At 71.5% G+C, this 25,208-nt stretch carries 21 protein-coding genes; 14 read left to right on the top strand and 7 right to left on the bottom strand.

Annotated features, from left to right (window positions below):
• Positions 1 to 16 precede the first annotated feature (16 nt).
• The gene (locus ACIOGX_RS16365; RefSeq protein WP_401913775.1) at positions 17 to 1,861 is read right to left on the bottom strand and encodes a PucR family transcriptional regulator ligand-binding domain-containing protein; all 1,845 of its coding nucleotides are present in this window, start codon (positions 1,859 to 1,861) and stop codon (positions 17 to 19) included.
• Positions 1,862 to 2,105: 244 nt separating this feature from the next.
• On the opposite strand from ACIOGX_RS16365, the gene ACIOGX_RS16360 reads away from it, so the two are divergent.
• The 6 genes from ACIOGX_RS16360 to ACIOGX_RS16335 all read left to right on the top strand — a co-directional run bounded on the left by ACIOGX_RS16360 (position 2,106) and on the right by ACIOGX_RS16335 (position 9,798).
• Positions 2,106 to 3,008, top strand: a complete 903-nt coding sequence (locus ACIOGX_RS16360) for a xanthine dehydrogenase family protein subunit M (RefSeq protein ID WP_356510348.1) — start codon at positions 2,106 to 2,108, stop codon at positions 3,006 to 3,008.
• Between the two features lie 2 nt (positions 3,009 to 3,010).
• On the top strand, positions 3,011 to 3,604 hold the full coding sequence (locus tag ACIOGX_RS16355; RefSeq protein WP_384764071.1) for a (2Fe-2S)-binding protein: 594 nt from the start codon (positions 3,011 to 3,013) through the stop codon (positions 3,602 to 3,604).
• Positions 3,605 to 3,606: 2 nt separating this feature from the next.
• Positions 3,607 to 6,093, top strand: coding sequence for a xanthine dehydrogenase family protein molybdopterin-binding subunit (locus ACIOGX_RS16350; protein WP_401913771.1), 2,487 nt, complete (start codon positions 3,607 to 3,609; stop codon positions 6,091 to 6,093).
• Positions 6,094 to 6,322: 229 nt separating this feature from the next.
• Positions 6,323 to 7,783: an NCS2 family permease gene (locus tag ACIOGX_RS16345; protein WP_387014815.1), complete on the top strand. Its 1,461-nt coding sequence runs from the start codon at positions 6,323 to 6,325 to the stop codon at positions 7,781 to 7,783.
• Between the two features lie 71 nt (positions 7,784 to 7,854).
• Complete coding sequence (locus tag ACIOGX_RS16340) at positions 7,855 to 9,009, top strand: XdhC family protein (protein WP_401914224.1); 1,155 nt, start codon at positions 7,855 to 7,857, stop codon at positions 9,007 to 9,009.
• Between the two features lie 330 nt (positions 9,010 to 9,339).
• Positions 9,340 to 9,798, top strand: a complete 459-nt coding sequence (locus ACIOGX_RS16335; RefSeq protein WP_387014812.1) for an RNHCP domain-containing protein — start codon at positions 9,340 to 9,342, stop codon at positions 9,796 to 9,798.
• Positions 9,799 to 9,871: 73 nt separating this feature from the next.
• Here ACIOGX_RS16335 and ACIOGX_RS16330 read toward each other — a convergent pair whose 3' ends face one another.
• Together ACIOGX_RS16330 and ACIOGX_RS16325 are read right to left on the bottom strand one after the other, a co-directional pair.
• Positions 9,872 to 10,900, bottom strand: a complete 1,029-nt coding sequence (locus ACIOGX_RS16330; RefSeq protein WP_401913767.1) for a LacI family DNA-binding transcriptional regulator — start codon at positions 10,898 to 10,900, stop codon at positions 9,872 to 9,874.
• Positions 10,901 to 11,179: 279 nt separating this feature from the next.
• The gene (locus ACIOGX_RS16325) at positions 11,180 to 11,821 is read right to left on the bottom strand and encodes an NAD(P)H-binding protein (protein ID WP_356510339.1); all 642 of its coding nucleotides are present in this window, start codon (positions 11,819 to 11,821) and stop codon (positions 11,180 to 11,182) included.
• Positions 11,822 to 11,873: 52 nt separating this feature from the next.
• Here ACIOGX_RS16325 and ACIOGX_RS16320 point away from each other — a divergent pair, with 52 nt between their 5' ends.
• Complete coding sequence (locus ACIOGX_RS16320; protein ID WP_401913764.1) at positions 11,874 to 12,758, top strand: helix-turn-helix domain-containing protein; 885 nt, start codon at positions 11,874 to 11,876, stop codon at positions 12,756 to 12,758.
• A 43-nt stretch (positions 12,759 to 12,801) separates the two neighbouring features.
• On the opposite strand, the gene ACIOGX_RS16315 is transcribed toward ACIOGX_RS16320, so the two are convergent.
• Together ACIOGX_RS16315 and ACIOGX_RS16310 are read right to left on the bottom strand one after the other, a co-directional pair.
• A complete protein-coding gene (locus ACIOGX_RS16315) occupies positions 12,802 to 14,679 on the bottom strand; it encodes a dihydroxyacetone kinase family protein (RefSeq protein WP_401913761.1) in 1,878 nt (625 codons plus the stop codon).
• Positions 14,676 to 14,840: a hypothetical protein gene (locus tag ACIOGX_RS16310; protein ID WP_401913758.1), complete on the bottom strand. Its 165-nt coding sequence runs from the start codon at positions 14,838 to 14,840 to the stop codon at positions 14,676 to 14,678. Before ACIOGX_RS16310 ends, ACIOGX_RS16315 begins: the two co-directional genes overlap by 4 nt.
• A 189-nt stretch (positions 14,841 to 15,029) precedes the next feature.
• On the opposite strand from ACIOGX_RS16310, the gene ACIOGX_RS16305 reads away from it, so the two are divergent.
• Positions 15,030 to 15,764, top strand: a complete 735-nt coding sequence (locus ACIOGX_RS16305; protein ID WP_401913755.1) for a GntR family transcriptional regulator — start codon at positions 15,030 to 15,032, stop codon at positions 15,762 to 15,764.
• Positions 15,765 to 15,941: 177 nt separating this feature from the next.
• On the opposite strand, the gene ACIOGX_RS16300 is transcribed toward ACIOGX_RS16305, so the two are convergent.
• Positions 15,942 to 17,186: a lactonase family protein gene (locus ACIOGX_RS16300; protein ID WP_356510329.1), complete on the bottom strand. Its 1,245-nt coding sequence runs from the start codon at positions 17,184 to 17,186 to the stop codon at positions 15,942 to 15,944.
• Between the two features lie 87 nt (positions 17,187 to 17,273).
• Between ACIOGX_RS16300 and ACIOGX_RS16295 the strand changes: the two genes are divergently transcribed.
• Positions 17,274 to 18,551, top strand: coding sequence for a VWA domain-containing protein (locus ACIOGX_RS16295; RefSeq protein ID WP_356510327.1), 1,278 nt, complete (start codon positions 17,274 to 17,276; stop codon positions 18,549 to 18,551).
• Complete coding sequence (locus ACIOGX_RS16290) at positions 18,551 to 19,447, top strand: hypothetical protein (RefSeq protein WP_401913751.1); 897 nt, start codon at positions 18,551 to 18,553, stop codon at positions 19,445 to 19,447. The genes ACIOGX_RS16295 and ACIOGX_RS16290 overlap by 1 nt, the downstream gene beginning before the upstream one ends.
• A gap of 167 nt (positions 19,448 to 19,614) precedes the next feature.
• On the opposite strand, the gene ACIOGX_RS16285 is transcribed toward ACIOGX_RS16290, so the two are convergent.
• A complete protein-coding gene (locus ACIOGX_RS16285; protein ID WP_356510323.1) occupies positions 19,615 to 20,130 on the bottom strand; it encodes an FBP domain-containing protein in 516 nt (171 codons plus the stop codon).
• A gap of 437 nt (positions 20,131 to 20,567) precedes the next feature.
• Here ACIOGX_RS16285 and ACIOGX_RS16280 point away from each other — a divergent pair, with 437 nt between their 5' ends.
• From ACIOGX_RS16280 to ACIOGX_RS16265, 4 genes are all read left to right on the top strand, one after another.
• On the top strand, positions 20,568 to 21,287 hold the full coding sequence (locus tag ACIOGX_RS16280) for a Crp/Fnr family transcriptional regulator (RefSeq protein ID WP_401913748.1): 720 nt from the start codon (positions 20,568 to 20,570) through the stop codon (positions 21,285 to 21,287).
• Between the two features lie 154 nt (positions 21,288 to 21,441).
• Entirely contained in the window at positions 21,442 to 22,182 is a 741-nt protein-coding gene (locus ACIOGX_RS16275) for a hypothetical protein (protein ID WP_401913745.1), read from the top strand.
• Between the two features lie 13 nt (positions 22,183 to 22,195).
• Positions 22,196 to 24,328 (top strand): hypothetical protein, encoded by a 2,133-nt coding sequence (locus tag ACIOGX_RS16270; protein ID WP_401913742.1) that lies wholly within the window; start codon positions 22,196 to 22,198, stop codon positions 24,326 to 24,328.
• Positions 24,325 to 25,203 (top strand): hypothetical protein, encoded by an 879-nt coding sequence (locus ACIOGX_RS16265; RefSeq protein WP_401913739.1) that lies wholly within the window; start codon positions 24,325 to 24,327, stop codon positions 25,201 to 25,203. The genes ACIOGX_RS16270 and ACIOGX_RS16265 overlap by 4 nt, the downstream gene beginning before the upstream one ends.
• The last annotated feature ends 5 nt before the right edge of the window (positions 25,204 to 25,208 follow it).

Here is a 25,208-nt window from a genome sequence, read left to right as displayed (position 1 = left end):
GCCACCGTCCGCGATCTCAGCTCATCCGCAGCGCCAGGAAGAAGTCCAACTTGTCCTCCAGGCGCGCCAGATCGCGCCCCGTGAGCTGCTCGATCCTGCCCACCCGGTACCGCAGCGTGTTGACATGCAGATGCAGCCGGGCCGCACACCGCGTCCAGGAGCCGTCGCAGTCGAGGAACGCCTCCAGCGTGGGGATCAGCTCCGCGCGGTGGCGCCGGTCGTAGTCGCGCAGCGGGTCCAGCAGGCGCGCGGTGAAGGCGCGCCGTACGTCGTCCGGGACGAACGGCAACAGCAGTACGTGGGAGGCCAGTTCATGGTGGCCCGCCGCGCAGACCCGGCCCGGCCTGGCCGCCGCCACCCGGCGGGCGTGACGGGCTTCCTCCAGCGCGCCGCGCAGGCCCTCCGCCGAGTGCACCGCCGCGCTCACGCCCAGCGTCAGCCGGCCGTCGTCCGCGAGCCCCGCGGACAGCGGGTTCCGTACGGCGGCCAGCAGCGCGTCCGCGTGGAGGCCGGGGTCCGCGGCGGGGGCGTCCTGGGGCTTCTCCGCCCCGTCGGCGCCGCCGGGCAGCGCCCCCTCGCCCGCGTCCGGGACGGACGCGGGCTCGGCGGGCACGCGTTCCACGGGCGCCGCGGGCAGCGGTACGAGCGCGATCGCCTCGTCCTCCGTATGGGCCACCGCGATCCGGTCGGTGGCGTCCGCTCCGGCCCCGGCTCCGGTGCCCGGCCCCGTCCACGCGGGGTCGACGAGGATCTCCTCCAGCACCGACTGGGCCACCGCGCCGGCCTCGACCAGTGCCGCGGCGGAGCCGCCCGTACCGCCGGTGCCTGCCGCGCCGCCCTCGCCGGTGTCCGTGCCGTTCCCCGCCCACTCCACCCGGGCCACCACGACCTGCCAGTGCGGCGCCGTGCCCAGTCCGGGCAGCAGCACGGGGGCGGCCACCCGCAGCCGGGCGGCGATCTCGGCCGGGGCGGCGCCCGTCTGTACCAGCTCCAGGACTTCCTGGGCGAGCCGGCGGCGTACCGTACGGGCCGCCTCGCGCCGGTCCCGTTCCACCGCGATCAGCTGCGTCACCCCCTGGAGCAGGTCCAGCCGGGCCGCGGGCCAGTCGCCCGCATCCGCCTCGACCGCGAGCAGCCAGTCGGAGAGCACGGTCTCGCGTACATCCCGGAAGGCGGTCGGTGTGGTCCCGCGCCCCACATTGCGGACCGGGAAGAGGGAGTATGCCGTCCCGTCGACGGTCGTCCGATACGGGCTACGGCGACCGGCGCGGGTGGCGGCCAGATGCTCACCGGCCAGCACGGCGGCCCTCGCCGGTGACAGCGGGGCACCGGCGCCCGCGATCTGCCGGCCGGTGGGGGAGAGCACCCACGCCCGCAGATCGAGATCGGAGCCGAGGAGATCGAGGACCACATCCGGGCCACCGCCCGCCGGGCCCGAGGTCATCAGCCTGCGGTGCCGGTCGACGACCGCCGCGAGATCCCCGGCGCGTTCGCCGGACACCTGGCGCACCACATACTCCGTGACCGTCGCGAACGCCACGTCCTCGTCCACCGCGAAGAGCGGCAGCCGGTGCCGCGCACACGCCGTGACCAGGTCCTCCGGGACGGCGCCCAGCTCCGCCTCGCCCGCGGCGAGCCCGGCCACCCCGGCGCCCGCGAGGATACGTACGAACGGTTCCGAGTCCTCGGCGGAGTGCCGCCAGGCGAGGCCGCTGAGGACCAGCTCACCGCCCGACAGATAGCGGCTCGGGTCCCGCAGGTCGGTGGTCATCACCCCGCGGACCGTCCGGTCCAGCTCCTCCTCGCCGCCGAGCAGTCGCAGGCCCAGCGCGTCGGTTTCCAGCAGTGCGCGCAGCCGCATCTCGTCGCCGCCGATCTCTGATTTCGCACCTTGCGTTTCGGCACGAAGACCTTCTGGTTACCCGGTCTTCGCCTTTCGTTCGAATCTACAAGACTCGGAAGGCGACCAGCCAATTCCTTCATGGTTTCGGTGACTGCACCAGGCGGAAGCGCTGCTTGTGTACTTGTGAGACCGGCCGTCCCCGGAGCTCAGTGATCACCAGCGATCCCCAGCGATCACCAAGACGATCAAGAAGAGAGCCAAGATGGACTTCCTTCGCCCCGCCAGCTGGGAGGAGGCGCTCGCCGCCAAGGCCGAGCACCCCACCGCTGTGCCCATCGCGGGTGGCACGGACGTCATGGTCGAGATCAACTTCGATCACCGGCGGCCGGAGTACCTGCTCGACCTGAACCGGATCGACGAGCTGCGTGACTGGGTGGTCGGCGAAGAGAACGTCCAGCTGGGCGCCTCCGTCCCGTACACCCACATCATGGAGCACCTGCGGGCGGAGCTGCCGGGCCTCGCCCTCGCCTCGCACACCGTCGCCTCGCCGCAGATCCGCAACCGCGGGGGCGTCGGGGGCAACCTCGGCACCGCCTCCCCGGCCGGTGACGCGCACCCGGCGCTGCTCGCCGCGGGCGCCGAGGTCGAGGTCGAGTCGGTACGCGGCGCGCGCCGTATCCCGATCGACGCGTTCTACACCGGCGTGAAGCGCAACGCCCTCGAACCCGACGAGCTGATCAAGTCGGTGCACATCAAGAAGGCGGACGGACCGCAGCAGTACTCGAAGGTCGGCACCCGCAACGCGATGGTCATCGCGGTCTGCGCCTTCGGGCTGGCCCTGCACCCCGGGACCCGGACCGTACGGACCGGCATCGGCTCGGCGGCGCCCACCCCCGTACGGGCGCGGGACGCCGAGATCTTTCTGAACGCGGCGCTCGACGAGGGCGGCTTCTGGGACAGCGGCAAGACCATCACGCCGTCCGTCGCCACGCGGTTCGCGGACCTCGTCGCGGGCGCCTGCAACCCCATCGACGACGTGCGCGGCACCGCGAAGTACCGCCGCCACGCGGTCGGCATCATGGCCCGCCGCCAGCTCGGCTGGACCTGGGAGCAGTACCGCGCCGACGGCGGCGGCACCGGCCGGACCCTCGAAGGAGCTGCATAGCCATGCGCGTCACGTTCACGGTCAACGGCCGCAGGCAGGAAGCCGACGACGTCTGGGAGGGCGAGAGCCTGCTGTACGTACTGCGCGAGCGCATGGGCCTCCCGGGCTCGAAGAACGCCTGTGAGCAGGGCGAATGCGGCTCCTGTACGGTGCGGCTCGACGGCGTCCCGGTCTGTTCCTGTCTGGTGGCGGCCGGCCAGGCCGAGGGCCGCGAGGTCATCACCGTCGAGGGCCTGGCGGACTACGCCGAGCACCGCGACAGCGCCCATCCCGGCGACGGCTGCGCCTCGGGTGCGTGCGGTACGAGCCTGCGGAGCGCCCAGCGGTGGCAGCCGGGCGGTACGGACTCGCGGACCGGCGAGGCGGGCGGACTCTCCCCGATCCAGCAGGCGTTCATCGACGCGGGCGCCGTGCAGTGCGGCTTCTGCACCCCGGGCCTGCTGGTCGCGGCCGACGAGATGCTGGAGCGCAACCCCTCCCCGAGCGACGCGGACATCCGTGAGGCGCTGTCGGGCAACCTCTGCCGCTGTACCGGCTACGAGAAGATCCTCGACGCGGTCCGCCTCGCGGCCGCCCGTCAGGAAGAGGCGGTCTGAGCATGGCCACGACTGGTTCACCCACCGGCACCGAAGCCTCCGCAGGCCCCGGGGTCTCGACCGGCCCCCTGGCCTCCGCCGGCCCTGGAGCTTCCACCAGCCCCGGGGCCCCCGCCGGAGCCCCCACCACGATCAGCCAGGGCTCGCAGACCAGGGGCGGCATAGGCGAGTCGACACTCCGTCCCGACGGCATACTCAAGGTCACCGGAGAGTTCGCGTACTCCTCCGACATGTGGCACGAAGACATGTTGTGGGGCCATACATTGCGCTCCACCGTGGCGCACGCCGAGATCCGGTCGATCGACACGGCCGAGGCGCTCGCGACCCCCGGTGTCTACGCCGTCCTGACCTATGACGATCTCCCGACGGCCGTCAAGAACTACGGTCTGGAGATCCAGGACACCCCCGTCCTCGCCCACGGCAAGGTCCGGCACCACGGTGAGCCGGTCGCCCTTGTGGCCGCCGACCACCCCGAGACCGCCCGTCGCGCCGCCGCCAAGATACGGATCGACTACGCCGAACTGCCGGTCGTCACCGATGAGGCATCCGCGACCGCGCCCGGCGCCCCGCTGATCCACGAGAACCGCGACGACCACCACATCGGGCATGTCCCGCACCCGAACATCGTCCACCGCCAGCCCATCGTCCGCGGCGACGCCGACGCGGCAGCGGCGCGCGCCGATGTGATCGTCTCGGGCGACTATGTCTTCGGCATGCAGGACCAGGCGTTCCTCGGCCCCGAGTCCGGTCTCGCGGTGCCCTCCGAGGACGGCGGCGTCGATCTGTATGTGGCCACCCAGTGGCTGCACTCCGATCTGCGCCAGATCGCGCCCGTACTCGGCCTGCCCGAGGACAAGGTCCGGATGACGCTCTCCGGTGTCGGCGGCGCCTTCGGCGGCCGGGAAGACCTCTCCATGCAGATCCACGCCTGTCTGCTGGCCCTGCGCACCGGCAAGCCGGTGAAAATCGTCTACAACCGGTTCGAATCCTTCTTCGGCCATGTGCACCGGCACCCCGCGAAGCTCTGGTACGAACACGGCGCGACCCGCGACGGCAGGATCACCCATATGAAGTGCCGGATCGTGCTGGACGGCGGCGCGTACGCCTCCGCCTCCCCGGCCGTCGTCGGCAACGCCTCCTCCCTCTCCGTCGGCCCGTACGTCATCGACGACGTCGACATCGAGGCGATCGCCCTCTACACCAACAACCCGCCCTGCGGCGCGATGCGCGGCTTCGGCGCCGTCCAGGCGTGCTTCGCGTACGAGGCGCAGATGGACCGGCTGGCGGCGGCGCTGGATCTGGACCCGGTGGAGTTCCGGCAGCTCAACGCCATGGAACAGGGCTCGCTGCTGCCGACAGGACAGCGCGTCGACTCCCCGGCGCCGGTCGCCGAACTGCTGCGCCGGGTCAAGGCCAGGCCGCTCCCGCCCGAGCAGCAGTGGCTGGTGGCGGGCGAGGCGGCCGACGTACGGGCGCTGCCCGGCGGGCTCTCCAACACCACCCATGGCGAAGGGGTCGTACGGGGTGTCGGCTACGCGGTCGGCATCAAGAACGTCGGCTTCTCCGAGGGCTTCGACGACTACTCCACAGCGCGGGTACGGCTCGAAGTGATCAACGGGGTGCCGGTCGCCGTCGTCCACACCGCGATGGCGGAGGTCGGCCAGGGCGGCGTCACCGTCCACGCCCAGATCGCCCGTACCGAACTCGGTGTCTCGCAGGTCACCATCCAGCCGGCCGACACCCGGGTCGGCTCGGCGGGGTCCACCTCCGCCTCCCGTCAGACGTATGTCACGGGTGGAGCGGTGAAGCACACCTGCGAGAACGTCCGGGAGAAGGTCCTGGACATCGGCCGGCGCAAGTTCGGTACGTACCACCCGGCCTGGGCCACCGCCGAGCTGCTGCTCGAAGGCGGCAAGGTCGTCACCGACGGCGGCGAGGTCCTCGCCGATCTGGTGGACGTGCTGGAGGACGAGGCGGTGGACCTGGAGCTGGAGTGGCGCCACCGTCCCACCCAGCCCTTCGACCTCAGGACGGGACAGGGCAACGGACACGTCCAGTACTCCTTCGCCGCACACCGCGCCGTTGTCGAGGTGGACACCGAACTGGGCCTGGTCAAGGTCATCGAGCTGGCCGTCGCCCAGGACGTCGGCAAGGCGCTCAACCCGCTCTCCGTCCTGGGGCAGATCCAGGGCGGCACCACCCAGGGCCTGGGGGTGGCGGTGATGGAGGAGATCATCGTCGACCCCAGGACCGCGAAGGTGCGCAACCCGTCCTTCACGGACTATCTGATCCCCACCATCCTCGATACGCCGACGATCCCCGTCGACGTCCTCGAACTGGCCGATGAACACGCGCCGTACGGTCTGCGCGGCATCGGCGAGGCTCCGACCCTGTCGTCGACTCCCGCGGTCCTGGCGGCCATCAGGAACGCGACGGGTCTGGAGCTGAACAGGACGCCGGTACGACCGGAGCACCTCACCGGCACCTGACACACCATCAATTGCCGTCCACCGAAGAGGAGTTCCACGGGCAGTTCCACAGAGAGTCCCGCAAGCAGTCCCACCAGCAGTCCCCGGGCGGCGCCGCTCGTGCCGCCCGGGACCGCGCCTTCGATTCGTCTCGGGCCGTCCCCCGGGTCGTGCAGCCCACGCACCATCCCAAATCCCGCAGTCCCCGTTTTTTCGCGGGTGCCCCTTTGAACCTTGGGAGCAGGCATACATGACCCATTCGTCAGTGGAGCCGAGGACCACCGCCGAGGACGCCGGCACCGGCTCACGTCCCCCGGCCGGCAGGTCCTGGCTCGACCGGTACTTTCACCTGTCCCACCGCGGCTCGACCGTCGCGCGCGAACTGCGCGGCGGCGTCACGACCTTCATGGCCATGGCGTACATCCTGCTGCTCAACCCGCTGATCCTCTCCGGCGAGGACGTCGCGGGCGACACTCTCGGCCAGAAGGCCCTGATCACCGCGACCGCTTTCGCCGCCGCTCTGACCACGCTGCTGATGGGCTTCGTGGGAAAGGTGCCCCTCGCGCTCGCCGCCGGGCTCTCCGTCTCCGGTGTGGTGGCCGGCCAGGTCGTGCCCGTGATGACGTGGCCGCAGGCCATGGGCATGTGCGTGATGTACGGAGTGGTGATCTGCCTGCTGGTGGTCACCGGCCTGCGGGAAATGATCATGAACGCCATCCCGCTCGCGCTCAAACACGCGATCACCATGGGCATCGGCATGTTCATCGCGCTGATCGGACTGGTGAAGGCGGGCTTCGTACACGCCTCGCAGGGCGGGGGACCGGTCTCGCTCGGCCCCGCCGGTGAACTCGCCGGCTGGCCCGTCCTGATCTTCTGCGTCACCCTGCTGCTCATCTTCATGCTCCAGGCCCGCGAGGTGCCCGGCGCCATCCTGATCGGCATCGTCATCGGGACGGTCGTCGCCGTCGTCCTCAACGCCGCGGGCGGCATCAGCCCCAAGGCATGGAACAGCGGCCCGCCCGAGCTGACCGGCAGTGCCGTCTCCATGCCCGACTTCTCGCTCTTCGGGAAGGCCGAGTTCGGCGGCTGGGGACAGGTCGGCGCGATGACCATCGGCATGATCGTCTTCACCCTCGTCCTCGCGGGCTTCTTCGACGCGATGGCCACCATCATCGGCGTCGGCACGGAAGCCGGGCTCGCCGACGACAAGGGCCGCATGCCGGGCCTGTCCAAGGCACTGTTCATCGACGGCGCGGGCGGGGCCATCGGCGGGGTGGCGGGGGGTTCGGGCCAGACCGTCTTCGTCGAGTCCGCGACGGGCGTCGGCGAGGGAGCGCGTACCGGCTTCGCCTCCGTCGTCACCGGCCTCCTCTTCGCGGCCTGTCTCTTCTTCACCCCGATCACCCAGATCGTCCCGGGCGAGGTCGCGGCGGCGGCCCTGGTCGTCATCGGCGCGATGATGATGCAGAACGCCCGGCACGTCGACTGGGGCGACCGCGCCGTCGCCGTCCCGGTCTTCCTGACCGTCGTCCTGATGCCGTTCACGTACTCCATCACCGCCGGGGTCGCGGCGGGCGTCATCTCGTACGTCGCGATCCGGATCGCCCAGGGCAGGGCCCGCGAGATCGGGGCCTTCATGTGGGGCCTCACCGTGATCTTCGTGGTCTTCTACGCGCTCCACCCGATCGAATCCTGGCTGGGCGTCTCCTGACCCAGCCTCCCGCTCCCGACCGCACCCGACCCCACCCACCGACCGTGGCCATCAGACCCGAGGAGACCGACATGCTGGACATCGCCGAAGAGCTGAGCCGGTGGGTCGGGCAGGGACGCGACTTCGCCGTCGCCACCGTCGTGGCGGTCACCGGCAGCGCACCCCGCCTGCCGGGAGCCGCGCTCGCCGTCGACAGCGCGGGCACGGCCATCGGCTCGGTCTCCGGCGGCTGTGTGGAGGGGGCCGTGTACGAGCTGTGCCAACAGGCCCTCCGGGACGGCACCACCGTCCTGGAGCGGTTCGGCTACAGCGACGAGGACGCCTTCGCCGTGGGTCTGACCTGCGGCGGGGTCATCGACATCCTGGTGACGCCGGTACGGTCGGACGCCGCGGGACGCGCCGCGCGGGCGGTGTTCGCGGCGGCGTTGTCCACCGCCGCCCGCGGCGACGCGGCGGCGCTCGCGAGGATCACCGAAGGACCGGACGTGCTCCGGGGCCGCGCCCTGCTCGTGCGCCCCGACGGATCGTACGAGGGCGGCTTCGGCGGCCACCCGCAGCTGGACCGTACGGTGGCGGCCGAGGCCCGCGCCCTGCTGGACGCGGGCCGTACGGGCACGGTCGTGCTCGGGGAGCGCGGATCGCGGTGCGGACAGCCGCTGACGCTCCTGGTCGAGTCGAGCGTCCCGCCGCCACGCATGATCGTCTTCGGTGCCATCGACTTCGCCGCCGCGCTGGTGCGTACCGGCGCGTTCCTCGGCTATCACGTTACGGTCTGCGACGCGCGCCCCGTCTTCGCGACCCGGGACCGCTTCCCCGACGCCGACGAGATCGTGGTCGACTGGCCGCACCGCTATCTGGCGTCGACGCCGGTCGACGGCCGTACGGTGCTCTGCGTACTCACCCACGACGCCAAGTTCGATGTGCCCCTGCTGGAGCTGGCCCTCAGGCTTCCCGTCGCCTTCGTCGGCGCGATGGGCTCACGCCGTACCCACGAGGACCGCAACCGGCGGCTGCGCGAGATCGGTGTCACCGAGCGCGAACTCGCCCGGCTGCACTCGCCGATAGGGCTTGACCTCGGGGCCCGTACGCCCGAGGAGACCGCGCTGTCGATCGCGGCGGAGATCGTCGCGGTCCGGCGGGGCGGCAGCGGAGTCCCGCTCACGGGCGCGCACACCCCGATCCACCACGACGGGCCGAGGACGCGGGCGATCGGGTCGGTCGCCTGAGGGTCCCGTCGGCGTACGGGGATGTCCGGCCCTCCTCATCAGCGGATGTCCGGCCCTCCGGATATTCGGTTGCCGCGCGGGCCCGGCCGCCTGTTTCATCGAGGCGGCGCTCACCGGGAGCTCCTGGCGATGTTCAAAGGGTGGTGTTGTATGCCTGTGGCCGGTCGGAACCGTTCTCTTGACCGAGGCAGTTCTCTCTCCGTGATGTCTTCCCGGCACCGCTGCTGACACGCACGGCCGACAGGCATCGCCGACCGGAGCGGACTTCCCTGGTACGAGACGGCGTTCATCCCCGACCGTCCGCGCATCACACCAGGAGTCGTTCTCACGATGTCCCGCGACACTTCCAGACACACGTCAAAGCGCACCCCCGAACACACCTCCAAACACACCCCTGAACACACGTCCGGACGTGCTTCCGGACGTGCTTCCGGACGCGCGCGCTTCGAAGCGCGCGCCGAGTCCTTCCGCTGTCTCCACTGCGGTCTCGACGTACCGATGGCCGCGGCCGGCACCAGCCACCGCAACCACTGCCCGAACTGCCTGTGGAGCCGTCATGTCGACGACACCCCGGGCGACCGGGCCGCCGACTGCGGTGCCCGGATGGAGCCGCTCGCCATCTCCGTACGCGGGGACGGCGAATGGGTACTCGTCCACCGCTGCGTCCACTGCGACGTACTGCACGCCAACCGCACGGCGGGCGACGACAACGTACTGCCGCTCACCCGGCTCGCCGTACGGCCGTTGGCCCAGCCGCCGTTCCCCCTGGAGCGGCTCGGCTCGCTCTGAGCGAACGGTCGCCGTTCCGTGCCGTGTCCCCCACGGGGTACGGCACGGAACGGCGCCGCCGTGGCGGGACCGTTCAGCCCGACGCCCGTCGTACCAGTTCCGTGCGCAGGACCACGTGCTGCCAGGCCGCCGAGGAGTCGTTGATCGTCTCCAGCAGCACCCGGGCCATCGTGCGCCCCATCTCCTCCACCGGCTGGCGCACCGAGGTCAGTTGAGGGTCCGTGTGGCGGGCGAGGGGCGAGTCGTCGAAACCCACCACGGCCACGTCCTCGGGCACCCTGCGGCCCGCCGCCCGCAGGGCGTGCAGAGCGCCCACCGCCATCAGGTCCGAGGCGGCGAACACCGCGTCGAGATCCGGATGGAGGCGCAGCAGTTCCGCCATCGCACGGCGTCCGCTCTCCTCGGTGAAGTCGCCGTGCGCGATCCAGGAGGGGGCGGGGCCGGTGCCGTGTTCGCCCACCGCCTCCTCGTAGCCGCGCAGGCGGCACCGCGCCACGTACATGTCCAGCGGACCGGTGATGGTGGCGATCGCCCGGCGGCCCGACGAGGACAGATGGCGCACGGCGGCGCGCGCGCCGCCCACGTTGTCGGAGTCGACGTACGACACGGACTCGTCCCCGGACCTGCGACCGCTGAGGACCGTCGGCATCTCCATCCCGGCCAGCAGATCGGGCAACGGGTCGCTGCCGTGCACGGAGACGAGGAGGACCCCGTCGATCCGGCGGGCGCGCGCGTACTGGAGGAAGCGGTCGCGCTCCTTCTCCGTGCGGACGAGGGTGAGCAGGAGTTGCAGATCCGTGTCGGCGAGACCGTCGCCCACGCCGTGGACGATCTCGGAGAAGTACGGCTCGGCGAAGAAGCGTTTCTCGGTCTCGGGTATCACCAGCGCCACGGCGTCGGTACGGCTGCCCGCCAGGGCGCGGGCGGCCCGGTTGGGTATGTAGCCGAGCTGGGCGATGGCCTGCTCGACCAGATGGCGCGTGGTGTCCTTCACCCGGGGCGAGTTGTTGATGACACGGGACACCGTGCCCCGGCCGACCCCCGCGAGCGCGGCGACCTCCTCCAGGGTGGGCTGGCCCCCCGTACGGCCCTTCGTCACCATCGAGCGACCTCCAGTCTGGGCCCGGGGGCTGCCGGCCGGAACGGGAAGCGCCATGGGTGGGGCACGCGGTGCGGGCGGGGAACGGGCCTGCTCCCATCCAACCACCGGGGACGGGGCGGTGGTGCCGCGGTGGCGGTACGCCGCCGCCGACCGCTGTGCGGAGAAGTCGCCGCGGGGGCCGGCGCGGGTGCCGCCGCGGCGACCGGCGTGGGTGCCGCTGAGGGGGCCGTCGCGGCCGGGTCTCGCCGCGGGGGAGGGTGGTTCGGCCGGCGAACGCGCTCAGTAGCCGACTGTGAACCGGGTGTTCAGGAATCTCGGGTGCTCGATCTCGTCGACAACGGCCACGGCCATGTCCTCGTAGCTCAGCCGCGCCTCGCCGTCGGCCCCCGTGACCGGCTGGTCCCGCCCGGTGCGGTAGCTCCCGGTCCGGTCGCCCACCGCGTAGTGCACCGGCGGCGGTGAGACATACGTCCAGGTCACCCCGGTGCTGGTCCGGTAGAAGTCCAGCGCCTCGGCCTGCCCGGAGGCCATGTCCAGGTACTCGGCGGGGAAGGACGGCAGGTCCAGGATCCGGGTCCCGTCCGGGGTGGTCAGTGTCGCCCCGCCGCCCATGTGGATGATCCGTGGCGCCGGACGGGGCAGCGCCGCGACGACATCGGTCATCGTCTCGGCCACCGTGCGGTAGATCTCCCGGCCCGGTGCGCTCACGGCGGTCACCAGCGCGTCGGCGTCTTTCGCCGGCGGGGCGACGGACTCCGCCGAGGTGGCGTCCCCCGCCACCACGGCCGCTTCCCCGGCGAGGTCCGTAGCGGTCTCCGTGTGGCGCACCACCGCGGTCACCTCGTGACCCCGGTGGGCGGCCTCGGCCACGATCCGCCGTCCGAGCTGCCCGGCCGCGCCGAACACAACAACCCTGCTCATGACAGTCACCTTCCTGCTTCGCCTGATGCCTCGATCTTCTAAAATGGGGGACTTGCCCGGAAAGGTGACGAGCGGACTCGACATGGTCGCAATCGGACGTGATGGCGTACGGCACATCGGGTTCAAGGCACCGGACGGTCCGGGCCTCGAACTCGAAGTGCTCGATCGCGCGGAAATCGGCCGTCGCGCCGTGAACACTCTCGGCGAACCGCATCGCACGGGATTTCACCGGCTCATGCTGGTCGACGCGGGGCAGACCTGGCACGAGGTGGATTTCGTCGAGTACCGGCTCGGCCCCGGGACCGTGCTGTGGGTACGCCCCGGTCAGGTACAGCGGTTCGGGCCCCCGGTGGACGGGGAGCTGGTGCTCTTCACCGACGAGGCGCCCGCCTCGCCCTCGACCGAACTGGCGCGGCTGCTGGGGGACATCCACCGGGGCCCCGCCTGGCGCCCCGGCACCGCGGCGTACGCCGGCATCCGGGAGATGGCCCGTCAGCTACGTCTGGAGGCCGACTGCCACACCGCGTCCGGCGACGAGGCCAGACGGCATCTGCTCAGCGTGATGCTGCTGCGCATCGGCCGCACGGACACGGACGGCCCCGCCCTGGGCGACCCCGACAGCGTCGCCGCCCGGTTCGCCGCCGCGGTGGAACGCGACTTCGCCCGAACCCACCGTGTGGCCGACTACGCGGGCCGGCTCGGCTACAGCGTGCGCACACTGACCCGGGCGAGCACCGCCGCCACCGGCCTCTCCGCGCGCGAACTGCTGGACGCCCGGATCACCCTCGAAGCCAAACGGCTGCTCGCCTACACCGACCTGGCGGTCGCGGCGGTGAGTCATCGGCTCGGCTTCAGCGAGCCCACCAACTTCGGCAAGTTCTTCCTGCGTCGCACCGGCCGCACCCCGGCCGCGTTCCGCCGCACCTTCACCCGCTGAGCACCACCGCCCGGCCGGGCCCGGGTCGTGGTGCCACGCGGCCTCAGCGCTTCGCCCCGGGGAAGCCGGAGGAGCCCGGGAAGCCGGGGAGGCCGGGGAAATCGGGGAAGCCGGAGGGGCCCGGAGAGCCGGCCGGGCCGGGGGCGTCGGAGGACCCGGGGGTGAGCGCGGCGACGATCAGGGCGAACGAGACGGCCCCCGGGTCGGGCGAGCCGAGGCCCCGGACCCCATGGGTACGGGCCCGGCCCAGGCGCGCGGCGATGGCGGCGGTCGCCTCGGCGGCCTCGCCCGCGGCCCGCGCGGCCTGTGCCCACGCGGCGGCGAACCCGGCCGTGGGCAGCGCCGCCTCCAGCCGGTCGGCGAACGGCACGGCGGCGTCCACCAGCGTCTTGTCGCCGGGTCTCGCTCCGCCGATCCGCAGCACCACGTCCACCGCGGCCCGCACGGCACGGGTCAGCCGGGCACCGTCGTCGGCGTCGCGTCCGGCCGTACCGCCGCCGGCCGCCGTAGCGCCCGATCCGGCCGTCACGCCGTCGTGGTCGCCGAGCACCGCGCCGAAGGCCGTCAGCGCCGCGCCCCACAGCGCGCCGGAGGTGCCGCCGGCCCGCTCCGACCAGGCCGCACCGGCGTGCGCCAGCACCGTACCGGCGCCCGCGCCGAGGGCGACCGCCTCCCGTGCGGCAGCCGCCGCGGCCTCGGCGCCGCGCCGCATCCCGATGCCGTGGTCACCGTCGCCCGCCACGGCGTCGAGGTCCCCGAGCCGTGCCTCATGGGCCGCCACGGTGTCGCGCACCGTCAGCAGGGCCGCGGCCAGCCGCGCCCCCAGGGCCCGGGAGCCGGGGCCGCCCGGTACGACCGGCGGCACCCGGTGGGTGGTGGTCAGATCGTCGGTACGCGCCACCCGGGGCGCGAGGGCGCCACGGCGGAAGGCGGGGGCGGCGGCAGGAGCCGTCCACAGCGCTTCCAGTTCGGCGTCCAGGAAGGTCAGGGTGAGGGAGAGCCCGGCCATCCCGAGGCTGGTGATCTGCTCGCCGACCACCGGCGCGACGACGGTCAGGCCCTCGGCGGCCAGCCGCTCGGCCACGCGGCGGTGGACGACGTACAGCTCCTCGTACGTGGCCTCCCCCAGACCGTTGAGGAGCAGCGCCACCCGGTCGGATCCGCCCACGCCGCCGGACGCCGCCGCCCGCTCCGCCAGGATCCTGTCCACCAGGAGATCGGCGGCCCGGTCGGCGGTGGGCAGGGGGAGTTCCGCGATCCCGGGCTCGCCGTGGATGCCGAGGCCGACGCTCATCCGCCCGGCGGGGATGGTGAACAGCGGCCGGTCCGCGCCCGGCAGGGTGCAGCCGCCGGAGGCGAGGCCGAGCGAGCGGGTGGCCGCGTTGGCCCTGCGGCCCGTGCGTACGGCCGCGTCGATGCCGAGTCCGGCCTCGGCCGCGGCACCGAGGATCTTCAGTACGGGGAAGTCGCCCGCGATGCCCCGGCGCGGCGCGGTGTTCTCGGCCGGTCCCGACGCGATGTCGTCGGTCACCGCGAGGGTCCTGACGTCCATGCCCTCCGCGCGGAGCTGTTCGGCCGCGCGCCCGAAGTGCAGGGTGTCTCCCGCGTAGTTGCCGAAACCGAGGATCACACCGCCCCCGTTGTCCGCCGCCCGTGCCACCGAGCAGATCTGCGAGGCGGAGGGGGAGGCGAAGACCTGGCCGCAGGCCGCGCCGTGTGCGAAGCCGGGCCCGACCCAGCCGGCGAACGCGGGGTAGTGGCCGGTGCCGCCGCCGATGACGACGGCGACCTGGCCCGGCGGGGTGACCGAGGCGCGGACGACACCGCCGTGCACCGCACGGACCTCATCCGCGTGGGCGGCGGCGAACCCGGCGAGGGCCTCGTCGGCGAAGGCGCGCGGGTCGTTCGTCAGCACGGTCACGGCCGGATCCCCTCGGGGTCGGGGCCGGAGGCCCCGCCCTCGATGTTCGGGCCCTCGATGTTCGGGCCCTGGATGTTCGGGCCCTGGATGTTCGGGCCCTGGATGTTCGGGAACGGGAGGACGGCGGCGCCGATGGGCCAGTCCTGTGCGGTGTGGGACATCGTCGTCTCCGGGTCTGTCAGAGGTGGCCGGGACCGGGAATGTGGATCATAGACCCTATAGGATCTATTCAATTGGAGGCGCTCCGACCTCACCCGGCCGGCCCGGCGCCGCCGGGACGGCCAGCGCGTGTGCCGGGCGCCGCGACGGGGCGGACATCGCCGGGAGGGGCACTTAGGATGGCGGGCGAGATGAACGGGAACGAGAGCAGTGCCCTGGCCGCCCCGGCCGCCGGCCGAAAGCCGGCAGTGCCTCGCCGGGCCCTCCGCGACGGTGTGTACGACGCGATTCTGGAGAGGCTGCTCGACGGCTCGACCCCGCAGGGGAGTTCGCTCGGTATCGACTCCCTCGCCCGGGAGCTGGAGGTGTCGCCGACCCCGGTGCGCGAGGCGCTCGTCCAGCTCGAACACACCGGTCTGATCTCGCGGGTGGCGCTCAAGGGCTACCGCGTCGCCCCGCCGCTGTCACCGGAGCAGCTCGCGGAGCTGTTCGACCTGCGCACGATCCTGGAGACCGCGGCCGTGGAGCGCGCGGTCCCCAGGACCGGTGACCTGCTGCCCGAGTTGCGTACCGCGCACGCCCGGCACGTGCTCCACGCCCATCGCGTACGGACGTCGCGGGGCGCCCGGGGCCGACCGGCCGGCTTCCCCGATCTGCGCGAGTGCTTCGCGGCGGACTGGGAGTTCCACCTCACGATCATCCGGGCCTCCGGCAACCGCTTCCTCCTCAGGACCGCCGAGTCCCTGAGCGCCCAGGTGCTGCGGCTGCGCCAGACGGCCGACCCCGGCACGACGGACATCGAGTCGGCCGTGGACGAACACGCGGCGATCCTGGCGGCGTTCGAGTCCGGCGACCCCGAACGTCCGGCCGTCGCCCTGCGCGAGCATCTGGCCGCGGTGGCGCGGCGCGTGTCCGTCGACGGCTGACCCTTCTCACGCCCCTCCCGAAGCCCCTCGCGGCTGACTCCCGGCCCACTCGTGGTTCGCTCCCGGCCCTCTCACGGCGCGGCCGCCGAGCGCCTCACCCAGGAGCGACGGGCCCCGGCCCGGACGCGAGAACCACCACATCCCCACCTGGAGCGGAAGCACCTGGAGCGGAAGCACCTAGAGCGGAAGCGCGCAGACAGCCACCGGCGACCCGAACGGCGCGCCCGCTGAGCGCAGTTCGCCGCTTTCCGGGTCGACATGGAAGACGGTCACCGAGTTCGAGCGCTGGTTCGCGGCGAACAGCAGGTTCCCGGCGGGGGAGAGGGCGAGCTGCCGGGGGAAGTCACCGCCGACCGGCACGGTGTCGAGCAGCCGCAGCCTCGCGCCGGACTCCTCGACGGCGTACCGCGTCAGACTGTTGTGACCGCGGTTGGCGAGATACGCGAAGGCTCCGTCGCCGGTGACCACCAGCTGGGCCGGGAAGTTGCCGCCCGCCTGCCCCGCACCGGTGGACTGCGGTTCCCCGGGGGTGAGTTCACCGGTCGCGGGGTCGTACGCGCAGACGACGACGGTGTTGTCCAGCTCGTTGGCCAGATAGGCGAACGCGCCCGACGGGTGGAAGGCGAGATGGCGAGGGCCCGCGCCGGGCCGCAGCCGCGCGTACGAGACCTGGGCCAGCGTCCCGGCCGCGGTGTCGAGGCGGTACGTATAGACGGTGTCGTTGCCCAGGTCGACGGCGACGACATGGCCGCCGTCCGGCGTGGTGAGGATCTGGTGGGCGTGCGGGCCCTGCTGCCCGGGGCCCGGCGGCGGCGCGGAGTGCGTGACCAGGTCCGTACGCTCGCCCAGCGCGCCCGAGGCCCCGATGGGGTGTACGGCGACGCTGCCGGAGGTGTAGTTGGCGCTCAGCAGCCAGTCTCCGCCGGGGTGCACCGACAGATGGGTGGGCCCGGCGCCGCCCGTGGCGCGCGTGCCCAGCACGGTCGGGCTCCCGCCCCCGGCCCCGGGCAGGGCGATCGCCGTGACGCCGCCGTCCTGTTGCTCATTGACGGTGTAGAGCGTGGTGCCGTCCGGATGGACGGCGAGATACGAGGGGTTGTCGACGCCGGTGACCGTACCGGCGCCCGAGATCGTGCCCGTCACCGTGTCGTACGTCGCCAGGCCGACACCGGTACCGCCGCCGGCGGAGGTGTACGTCCCGAGGAACAGCGGCCGGGAGGCGGCGCGCGGGCGGGCGGACGCGGGGGCCGAGGAGGGGGCCGTGGCCTGGGCCTGGGCGGCGGAAGAAGCGGACGCCGCAGCGACGACCGAGGCGGCGGCGAGCGCTCCCGCGCCCAGGAAGCGGCGGCGGTTCAGACCGGTCCTGTCCGGTCCGCCTGTGGACCCGGTGGATCGTTCGGACGGTTCGGTGTTCCCGTGCATGACGTCACCTCGGGGGGTCGGAAAAGAAACTGACGACCCATCAGTTCCTTTTTGGTCCGGTGGGGGAAGTCTCACTATCATCCGGCGATGATCATAAGTAAATGGCCGGCAGCCGCCGTGTGCGGTCTGGTGGCCACCCTGGCCGTAGGGCTCTTCCCTCCCGCCGCTGCCGCCGCCGACGAACCTACCGGGAAACCGGCCCCGAAGGTCGACCTCGTCCTCGATGTCAGCGGCTCGATGCGGACCCGCGACATCGACGGCCAGTCCCGGATGACGGCGGCGAAACAGGCGTTCAACGAGGTGCTCGACGCGGTTCCGCGGGAAGTGGAACTGGGCATCCGCACCCTCGGCGCCGACTACCCCGGCAAGGACACCAAGGTCGGCTGCAAGGACACCAAGCAGCTCTATCCGGTGGGGCCGCTGGACCGCACCGAGGCGAAGACCGCGGTCGCCACCCTCGCCCCCACCGGCTGGACGCCCATCGGCCCCGCACTCCTCGGCGCGGCCGACGACCTGGAGGGCGACGACGACGCCACCCGGCGCATCGTCCTCATCACCGACGGCGAGGACACCTGTGCCCCGCTCGACCCGTGCGAGGTCGCGCGCGAGATCGCGGCCAAGGGCATCCATCTCACCATCGACACCCTGGGCCTCGTCCCCGACGACAAGACCCGGCGGCAGCTGACCTGTATCGCCGAGGCCACCGGCGGCACCTTCACCTCCGTCCAGCACACCGATGAACTCTCGCGCCGCGTCACGCAGTTGGTGGACCGCGCCGCCGACCCGGTCGTCACTCCGGTGGCCACCGAGGGCGCCGCGCGCTGCGCCGACGCCCCGCGGATCAAGCCCGGTCTCTACAGCGACCGCGAGAAGTTCTCCGAGCACCGCTGGTACCGCGTGGACGTGCTCCCCGGCCAGGAGCTGCGCGCCTCCGTCAGCGTCGGCGCCGACCGCGCCGTCAACCGGGACTACGGCGTGCTGCTGCGCGCCGTGACCGTACACGGCAGGGAGATCGTCCGCGGCTCGGAAGCGGGCGACGGACGCACCGACGTGATCTCGTCGGGGCTCCGCTACCCCAAGCCACCGCTCGACGAGGACGAGGACGAGGTGAAGCCGGCCGCCGAGACGGTCTGTCTCCAGGTCAGCAACGCCTTCTCCGCGCCCCCCTCCGTCAAGACCACCCCCGGCCTGCCCGTCGAGCTGACCGTCGACCTCGTCGACTCGCCCGACGAGCCGTCCGACCTCGCCGCGTTCGGTCTCGGCCGCGGCTGGTGGCTGCTCGGCACCCTGGCCCTCACCGGACTGGTCGCCGGACTGCTCTGGGGCTGGCTCTCGCGCCTGCGTCTCGTATGGAGGAGCAACTGATGCGTATCACCGGTATGTTCACGGGTTCCCTGCTGGCCGGTGTGCTGCTTCTCGGCACGGCGGGCGGCGCCGTCGCCGACGAGACCCCGACGCCCGCCGGCAGCTCGGCCGACGGTTCCGAAGGTTCGGACGGCTCGGACGGCTCCGGCACCGCCGAGGCGCCGACGGAGGCGGGGACCTCGTTCCGTACGGCCACCGCGTTCCGGCCGGGCCAGCGGGCCACGGCGGTTGGTTCCTCGGGCGACTACCTGTACTGGGTGTTCCCCGCGGACGCCGGGCAGCGCCCGACCGTCACGGCGAAGGTCACGCTCCCCGAGTCCGCCGCGGCCAGGAAGGGCGCGACCACCTGGCAGGTGGACGTCTACGACGGACTGCGCCGCCACCAGCCGTGCGTGTACGGCGCCCGGACCAAGGCGCTCGCGGCCGACGCGCGCACGGTCGAGCTGCGGTGCACGCTGCGCACCGTACGGGCCTGGGCGGAGCCGTGGTCCAACGATCCGCTGCCGGGCAGCTACTACGTACGGCTGACCGTCCTGAACGCGCAGGAGGTGGACCTCGGGCTGCCGGTACGGGCGGAGATCGAGGCCGCCACACCCGACAAGGGCGGCGCCTCGGCGGTCGGCGGGCGGCTGGCCGTCCCGCTGACCCCGGGCCGTACCACTGTCTCGGCGGCCGACGACGGAGACGGGACCGGGACCGGGACCGACAGCGGGCCGGGCGACGGCGCGCGGCTCGCCGCCTCCGGCGTCGAGCCCGAGGACGGCTGGTCCTCAGGCTGGTGGACGGACCGCTGGATCTGGACCGTGGCCGGCGGTGTGCTCGGCGCGCTCGCGGGCATCGGCGGCTACACCCTCGCGCGCCCGTCCCGCCGCCCGGTGGGACCGGGCGGAGCCTGAGACCCGGGCCGCGGCGCCGGGCTCGGCCTGTACGGCACCTGGGATACGGCGCGCTGAGCGGGCATGACGCTGGAGCGGGCACGGCGCTGAGTGGGCACGGCGGGGCGGTCCGGGGAGACCCGGGCCGCCCCGCCGTCCACGTACCGGCGGCACCACGGGCCGCGCCGTCAGACCGCTGTCGTCGTCGCGCTCTCGTACAGCTTGTCCAGGAAGCGGTCCAGATTCGTCCGGGCCCTGGCCAGCCGCTCCTCCACCGTGAGGGACTCCTCCAGCCGCCGGCCGAGGGACTTCTTCCTGCCCCGGACGTACAGAGGGCACGCCAGGTCCGCGCACATGTACATACCGACGGAATCGCCCTGCCGGCCCGCGGCACCGACCTTGGGCGCGGTCATCAGGTCCGTCCCGGAGGCGGCGTGCGAGGTGACACATATCGAGCAGATGCTCGACTTGAGGAAATTCTTCTGCCCGGACGAAGCGCCACGCAGAGTGATGCCCACCCACGCGCCCGCGCGCTCCGTCACCAGATAGCCGCGGTCCGGAGCCCCGGGATCACGCCAGCCCAGGAAGTCGAGATCGGCCCAGGGCAGGTCGGACAGCTCCCGGGGGAGGTTCATCCTGCGGGCCTCGCCCTTGGAACAGTTGACGAACGATCCGCGGATCTCGTCCTCGGTGAGCGGCTTCATGGTCCGGAAGCTAACAAACCGGGCGCCCGCGTGTCGCCATGTTTTCACCGCACCGTGACCGGTAGAGGACGGAGTCTGTCCGCAAGGCACGCTGCTGCCGAGTGGCGAGGCGGTTGCCTCGGTAGAGGTGTCCGTTGCCGCCGAGGGCGAAGTCGTAGTCCCTGCCCGAAGCGCGGCGAGTGTCGGGGCCGTGTCCCTGGCCTGGGGCTCAGACCGAGGCCAGGTGAGCGAACCCGAGTGTCGCGCGAATCGGTCCCCCGGCAGCGGACCATTCCGGGCGCTCACCGATCGGCGTGCGCCCCCGGCGCGCGCCGAGCGCATCAACTCCGCCCCGCGCGCACTCTGCCCCGGTGCTCGGGCAACTGCTCTTCTGGAACAGATGATTCCCACGGATCAGCGGCAGACCAGAGTTGAAGCGGAGAAAGCGAGGAGAGTCCTTGACGCAGCAGTTCGTGTCACCGGGCAGGGAAGGGTGGCCCGCCCGCAGCTTTCTCGGCGGCTTGTCGGAGCCCGTCCGTACCGAGCTGCTCAAGCTCGGCACCCGCTGCCGTTACCTGCATGAGGAAGCCCTGCTCCGCGAGGGCGACCGCTCCAACCATGTGGTGCTTCTGCGCTCCGGATTCGTCAAGGTCACTTCCCGGCTGGACAACGGGCACGAAGCACTGCTCGCCATCCGGGTCGGCGGCGACATAGTCGGCGAGATGGCCGCGATGGACGAGGATGCGCCGAGGTCGGCCACGGTCACCGCTTGCGGGGAGGTCGCCGCCAGCATAGTTCGCGAGTCCGATTTGCGGCTTTTCCTTGACTCTCATTCCGAGGCTGCCCGGGCGATCAACCGGATCGTCGTCCGACGGCTGCGGTGGGCGAACCAACGACGAGTGGAGTTCGGGGGGTATCCGCTGAAAGTGCGGCTCGCTCGCGTACTCGCCGACTTGGCGACCTCGTACGGGCACCCGGTCCCGCGTGGTCTGGTTATCGGAGTCGACCTCACCCAGCCGGAAATGGCGGCGCTCACAGGTTCGGCGGAGGTCACCATCCACAAGGCGCTCGCCGAACTGCGCAGGGGCGGTCTCATCACGACCGGCTACCGCCGTACCACCGTCCTGGACTTGGACCGGCTGCGAGAAGTCGCCCGGCTGGACGCGGTTGTCCCGTAACGCCGGCGCCGTCCGTCTCTCCTGCCGAAAACAGTATTTCTACGACCCACTCGGTATTCCCCTTTTCTCGCTGCACAGTTGACGCCCGACCCCCTCAACTACGGCAGACGGGTGACCCGAGTCCATGACATCGCAGTCGCATTCACAGCCTCACTTGCAAGAGATCATCACGCGCCATCTGTGCATGGCCGCCGACGTGGAGAAGTACAGCCGCCTTGACACCCCGAGTCAGGAGAGCTTTCAGGCAGACCTTGTCCGGGTGTTGGAAGAGGCGGCGGTGCTCAGTGGCCTGGACCGCACGACCTGGGAGCGTCAGCCGCAGGGCGACCAGGAATTCGCGGTGTTGCCACTCGAGACTCCGGAGCCGGTGGTGCTCGGGGGCTTCGTACGAAACCTGGCTACGCGGCTCGGCGAACGCAACGCCAACCTTGCCAAGGGGCAGCGTATGCGGCTCCGCCTCGCGATCGACTTCGGCGTGGCGCGTACGGCTGCCCTCGGCTACAGCGGGCCCGCCCCGATCTCCGTGGCCCGCTACCTCAACGCGCCTCAGCTCAAGCGGGTGTTAGGGGCCTTGGAATCCACCGATCTCGCGTTGATCGTCTCCGACCAGCTCTACCAGGACGTCGTCAGACTTCGAGGAGAGGGCCAGAGCCTGGATCCGGGGCGGTACACCCGGGTGCACATCCGGGAGAAGGAGTTCAGCGGCTACGGCTGGATCCATGTCCCGGAGCATGGTCCGGAGGAACTGGAGCCGTACGTTGCCGATCCGGATCCGGAACCGGATGGATCCCCGGCCCCGGCGCCCAGCAATGTGGTGAAGCACAACAAGGGTGGCGTCTTCCACTTCGGCAGTGGCGACGCCGCCGAGACCATGCACAAGAAGTACAACCGGTGATGGGGCCCCAGGCATGGACGGCATGACCAACCTCACCAGCGAGAACCAGGACAACACCGTCGCGGAGCCGTCCGCGGACGAAGAGGAAGCCGCGTACGCACCCGCCGGCGTGGACGCATCGGACGAACAGGCCGACCACATTCGGTGGTTACGTCGGCGGGGCCTGCCTGTGGCCTTGATTGAAGGGGGAATCGAAGGCGGAGCCGTCGGCTTCGGCAGTGGGGACGCGGCCGGGACCATCTACAAGAACACCTACTACAGCACCCCTTCGGTCGACCCGGTCGACGGCCGGGTCCCGGAGGACGACCTGGACCGTGAGCGCGAACTGTACGTGGGACCCGCCACCCACAACGTCTTGGTGGAGCATCTGGCCAAGCACGGGGTCGCGGTGCTGCGCGGGGCGCCCGGTTCCGGGCGTTACACCACCGCGCTGCTCGCCGCGCGGGAGGCGATGGACACCGGCGTCGTCGTCCTGGACTCCGAGACTGGCGTACGGCGGCTGCTGAAGGAGGACGGGGGCCTTCAGCCGAGCCGGGGTCATGTCATCGAGAGCGATGGGAAGGAGTGGGCGAGGGAACTGCGCGCGCAGTTGCTCAACCGGCTGCGGGACGAGACCTACCGCCGCTCCCCACTGGTGATCACCGTCGACGACCAGGTGCCGGTCGGCAGTCTGGAAGGACACGTAGTCGAGCACGAGGTCGCGGATGACCTTCGGCTCCGTGTGCTGGAACGGCATCTGACGGTCCTGCTCGCCGACCTGCCGGAGGCATGCCGCAAACTCTTGGAGCACGAGCGTCTCCGGGAGGATCTGCGCGGGCGCAGATCCATGGCGGAGATTGCCGCTCTGGCCCGTCAACTGGCTCGACGCGCGCACGACGGTGAGGACGCCGACCAGATCGTCCAGGGGCTCGCGACCGGCTTGCGGGCCAAAGCGGTGAAGCTGCTCGGACAGCCACAGACGGCCGGCTCCGACGGTGCGAGAAAGCCCGCGGTGTCCCTGTGGTCCCGGGCGTTTCTGCTGGCCTGTGTGGTGCTCGACGGGACGACGCTGAGCCGGGTCAGCCGGGAGTCCCACCGGCTGGCGGAACTGCTGCATGGTGTGCGCTCACCCTCCTCCGCGCCCGAGATGCCGCTGTTCGAGGAGAGCGTGCAGGACTGGCTGGACCACTCCGACGTGGAGTTCACCGACCGTAACGGTCACCCGGTCGGGGCCCGGCACCCGGAGTGCCTGGTGCGGGTCAGCCAGCGGGGTCTCGGTGAGGCGGTCATGGAGGTGCTGTGGCACGACCACAGCGGGGCACGAGGTCCGTTGTTGGAGTGGCTGGACAGCCTGGTCGTCAGGGGTGAGGAGGACATCAGGGTATCGGCCGCCCAGACGGTCGGTCTGCTGGCGACCTTCGACTGGGCCTATGTGCATGAGGAACTGCTCGTAGGGTGGGCATCCGACAAGGGGGAGCACGCCGACCGGAAGCGATTCGCGGCGGCTTGGGCCTTGGAACGGGCGGTGGCCGACCCGTTACTCGTCTCCCGGGTCCAGCGTCTGCTGTGGCGCTGGTCCCAGCGGCGCGACTTCCGAACCTGCGCCCAGGCCGCGTACGGCACGGGGATCGGCGCGATGTTCCCGGCCGAGTCCCTGGACAGTCTGGAGCGGATCGCCCAGTCGGGGATGAAGAGCGTGTGGGCCGCAGTACGGGAGATCTACGCGGCCGGATCGCAGGTCCAGGTCCTGAAACGGCTGGCCGACTGGTCGGCCTCGTCACGCCACTGGCTGCGCGACGACGCGGCCCAGTGCCTCCAGCGGTTCAGTAGATTCCGCGGCGAGAGAGCGGTCACCTCCTTCCTGAAGGATCCGGGTTCACGTGCCCACCTGCTGCGGCTGACCCGGCAGGTCCTGCTCAGCACCAGCCTCCAGCACCGTCAGTGCGGCTGGAACGCCATGCGTCTGTGGGTGGAGCAGGCCGGAGACGAGCCGGGCCTCGATGGCCTGGTGGCCGATTTCATCGCAGAGCTTCCCGAGCCGGGAGCCGAGGGCGACGGCATGCGCGAGCGGTTCGTGTTCTACCTGCGGCTGTGGGGCCATCAGCTCCCCGATGACGAAACAGCCCGATACATCGGTTCTCTAGTGACGGAAAGGTGGTCGACGTGACCAGCACATCGCGCCGCGGCCCGTTCAGCTGGCTGCGCACTCTTTTCGGAGGCGGGCCGGGACACGCCGTGCCGCCCCTGGAAGCCATGACCATGGACGTACCGGAGATCGTGGCTGTCCACCGCGAGTCCACGGTGACCTTCGAGACCCCTGCCAAGGGAGGCGGGTTCGGCTTCCAGGTCGAGATCCGCTGTGACTGGTGCGCCGAGGGGCGACTCGATTCGGAGACGCTGAACCGCGCCATCGACGGCTATCAGCTGGCCATGCCCGAGCGGCTCATAGAACGCGTCCGCGAAGTCGCCCGAGCCTATGAGCCGTTCCATGCAGAGGAGGCGGAGCGCGCCGTCAACGACGCTCTGCGGGAGGGGGAGTGCTTCGAGAACGGGCTGGTGAGCTGTCGTACCGTCGCTTTTTTCCACCTTGCGCCGGAGGTGGTTGAGCAGCAGCGCAAGGCCGCCCTGGAACTCCAGGACATCGAGCACCGGTATGCGAAGTCAGCGCTCCAAGTGGAGCGGCTGAGCGATGTCGCCGAGAAGTGGCGGGCCTTTCTCGCTGGTGGGCTGGCCGGTCCGCGGCAGAACGAGGACACCCTGTCCTGGCTCACGCCCTGGGCGGTTCTGCTGGCCGAGCGACCGGACCAGGCGGCCACCGAGGTCGGCGACATGTTCCGGCAGCGGCACAAGCAGATCGACGAGTTCGCCAAGATCCTGGATCGGCAGATAAAGGCGTATCACGCGCAGGATCTCTTCGAGTTCGTCCTCGAGAACGAGCAGCAGCTCACGCACGCGATGCGGGTGTTCGGTCTGCCACTGCCGGGCGAGCTGGGCTCCGGCGGCGGGCCGTCCGAGCCGCTGCCCCAGCCGGCCCGGGACTGAGCTGA

It is taken from the genome of Streptomyces sp. NPDC088147 (assembly GCF_044741565.1).
Classification (GTDB): domain Bacteria; phylum Actinomycetota; class Actinomycetes; order Streptomycetales; family Streptomycetaceae; genus Streptomyces.
This window is presented reverse-complemented; position numbering and strand designations above follow the sequence as displayed.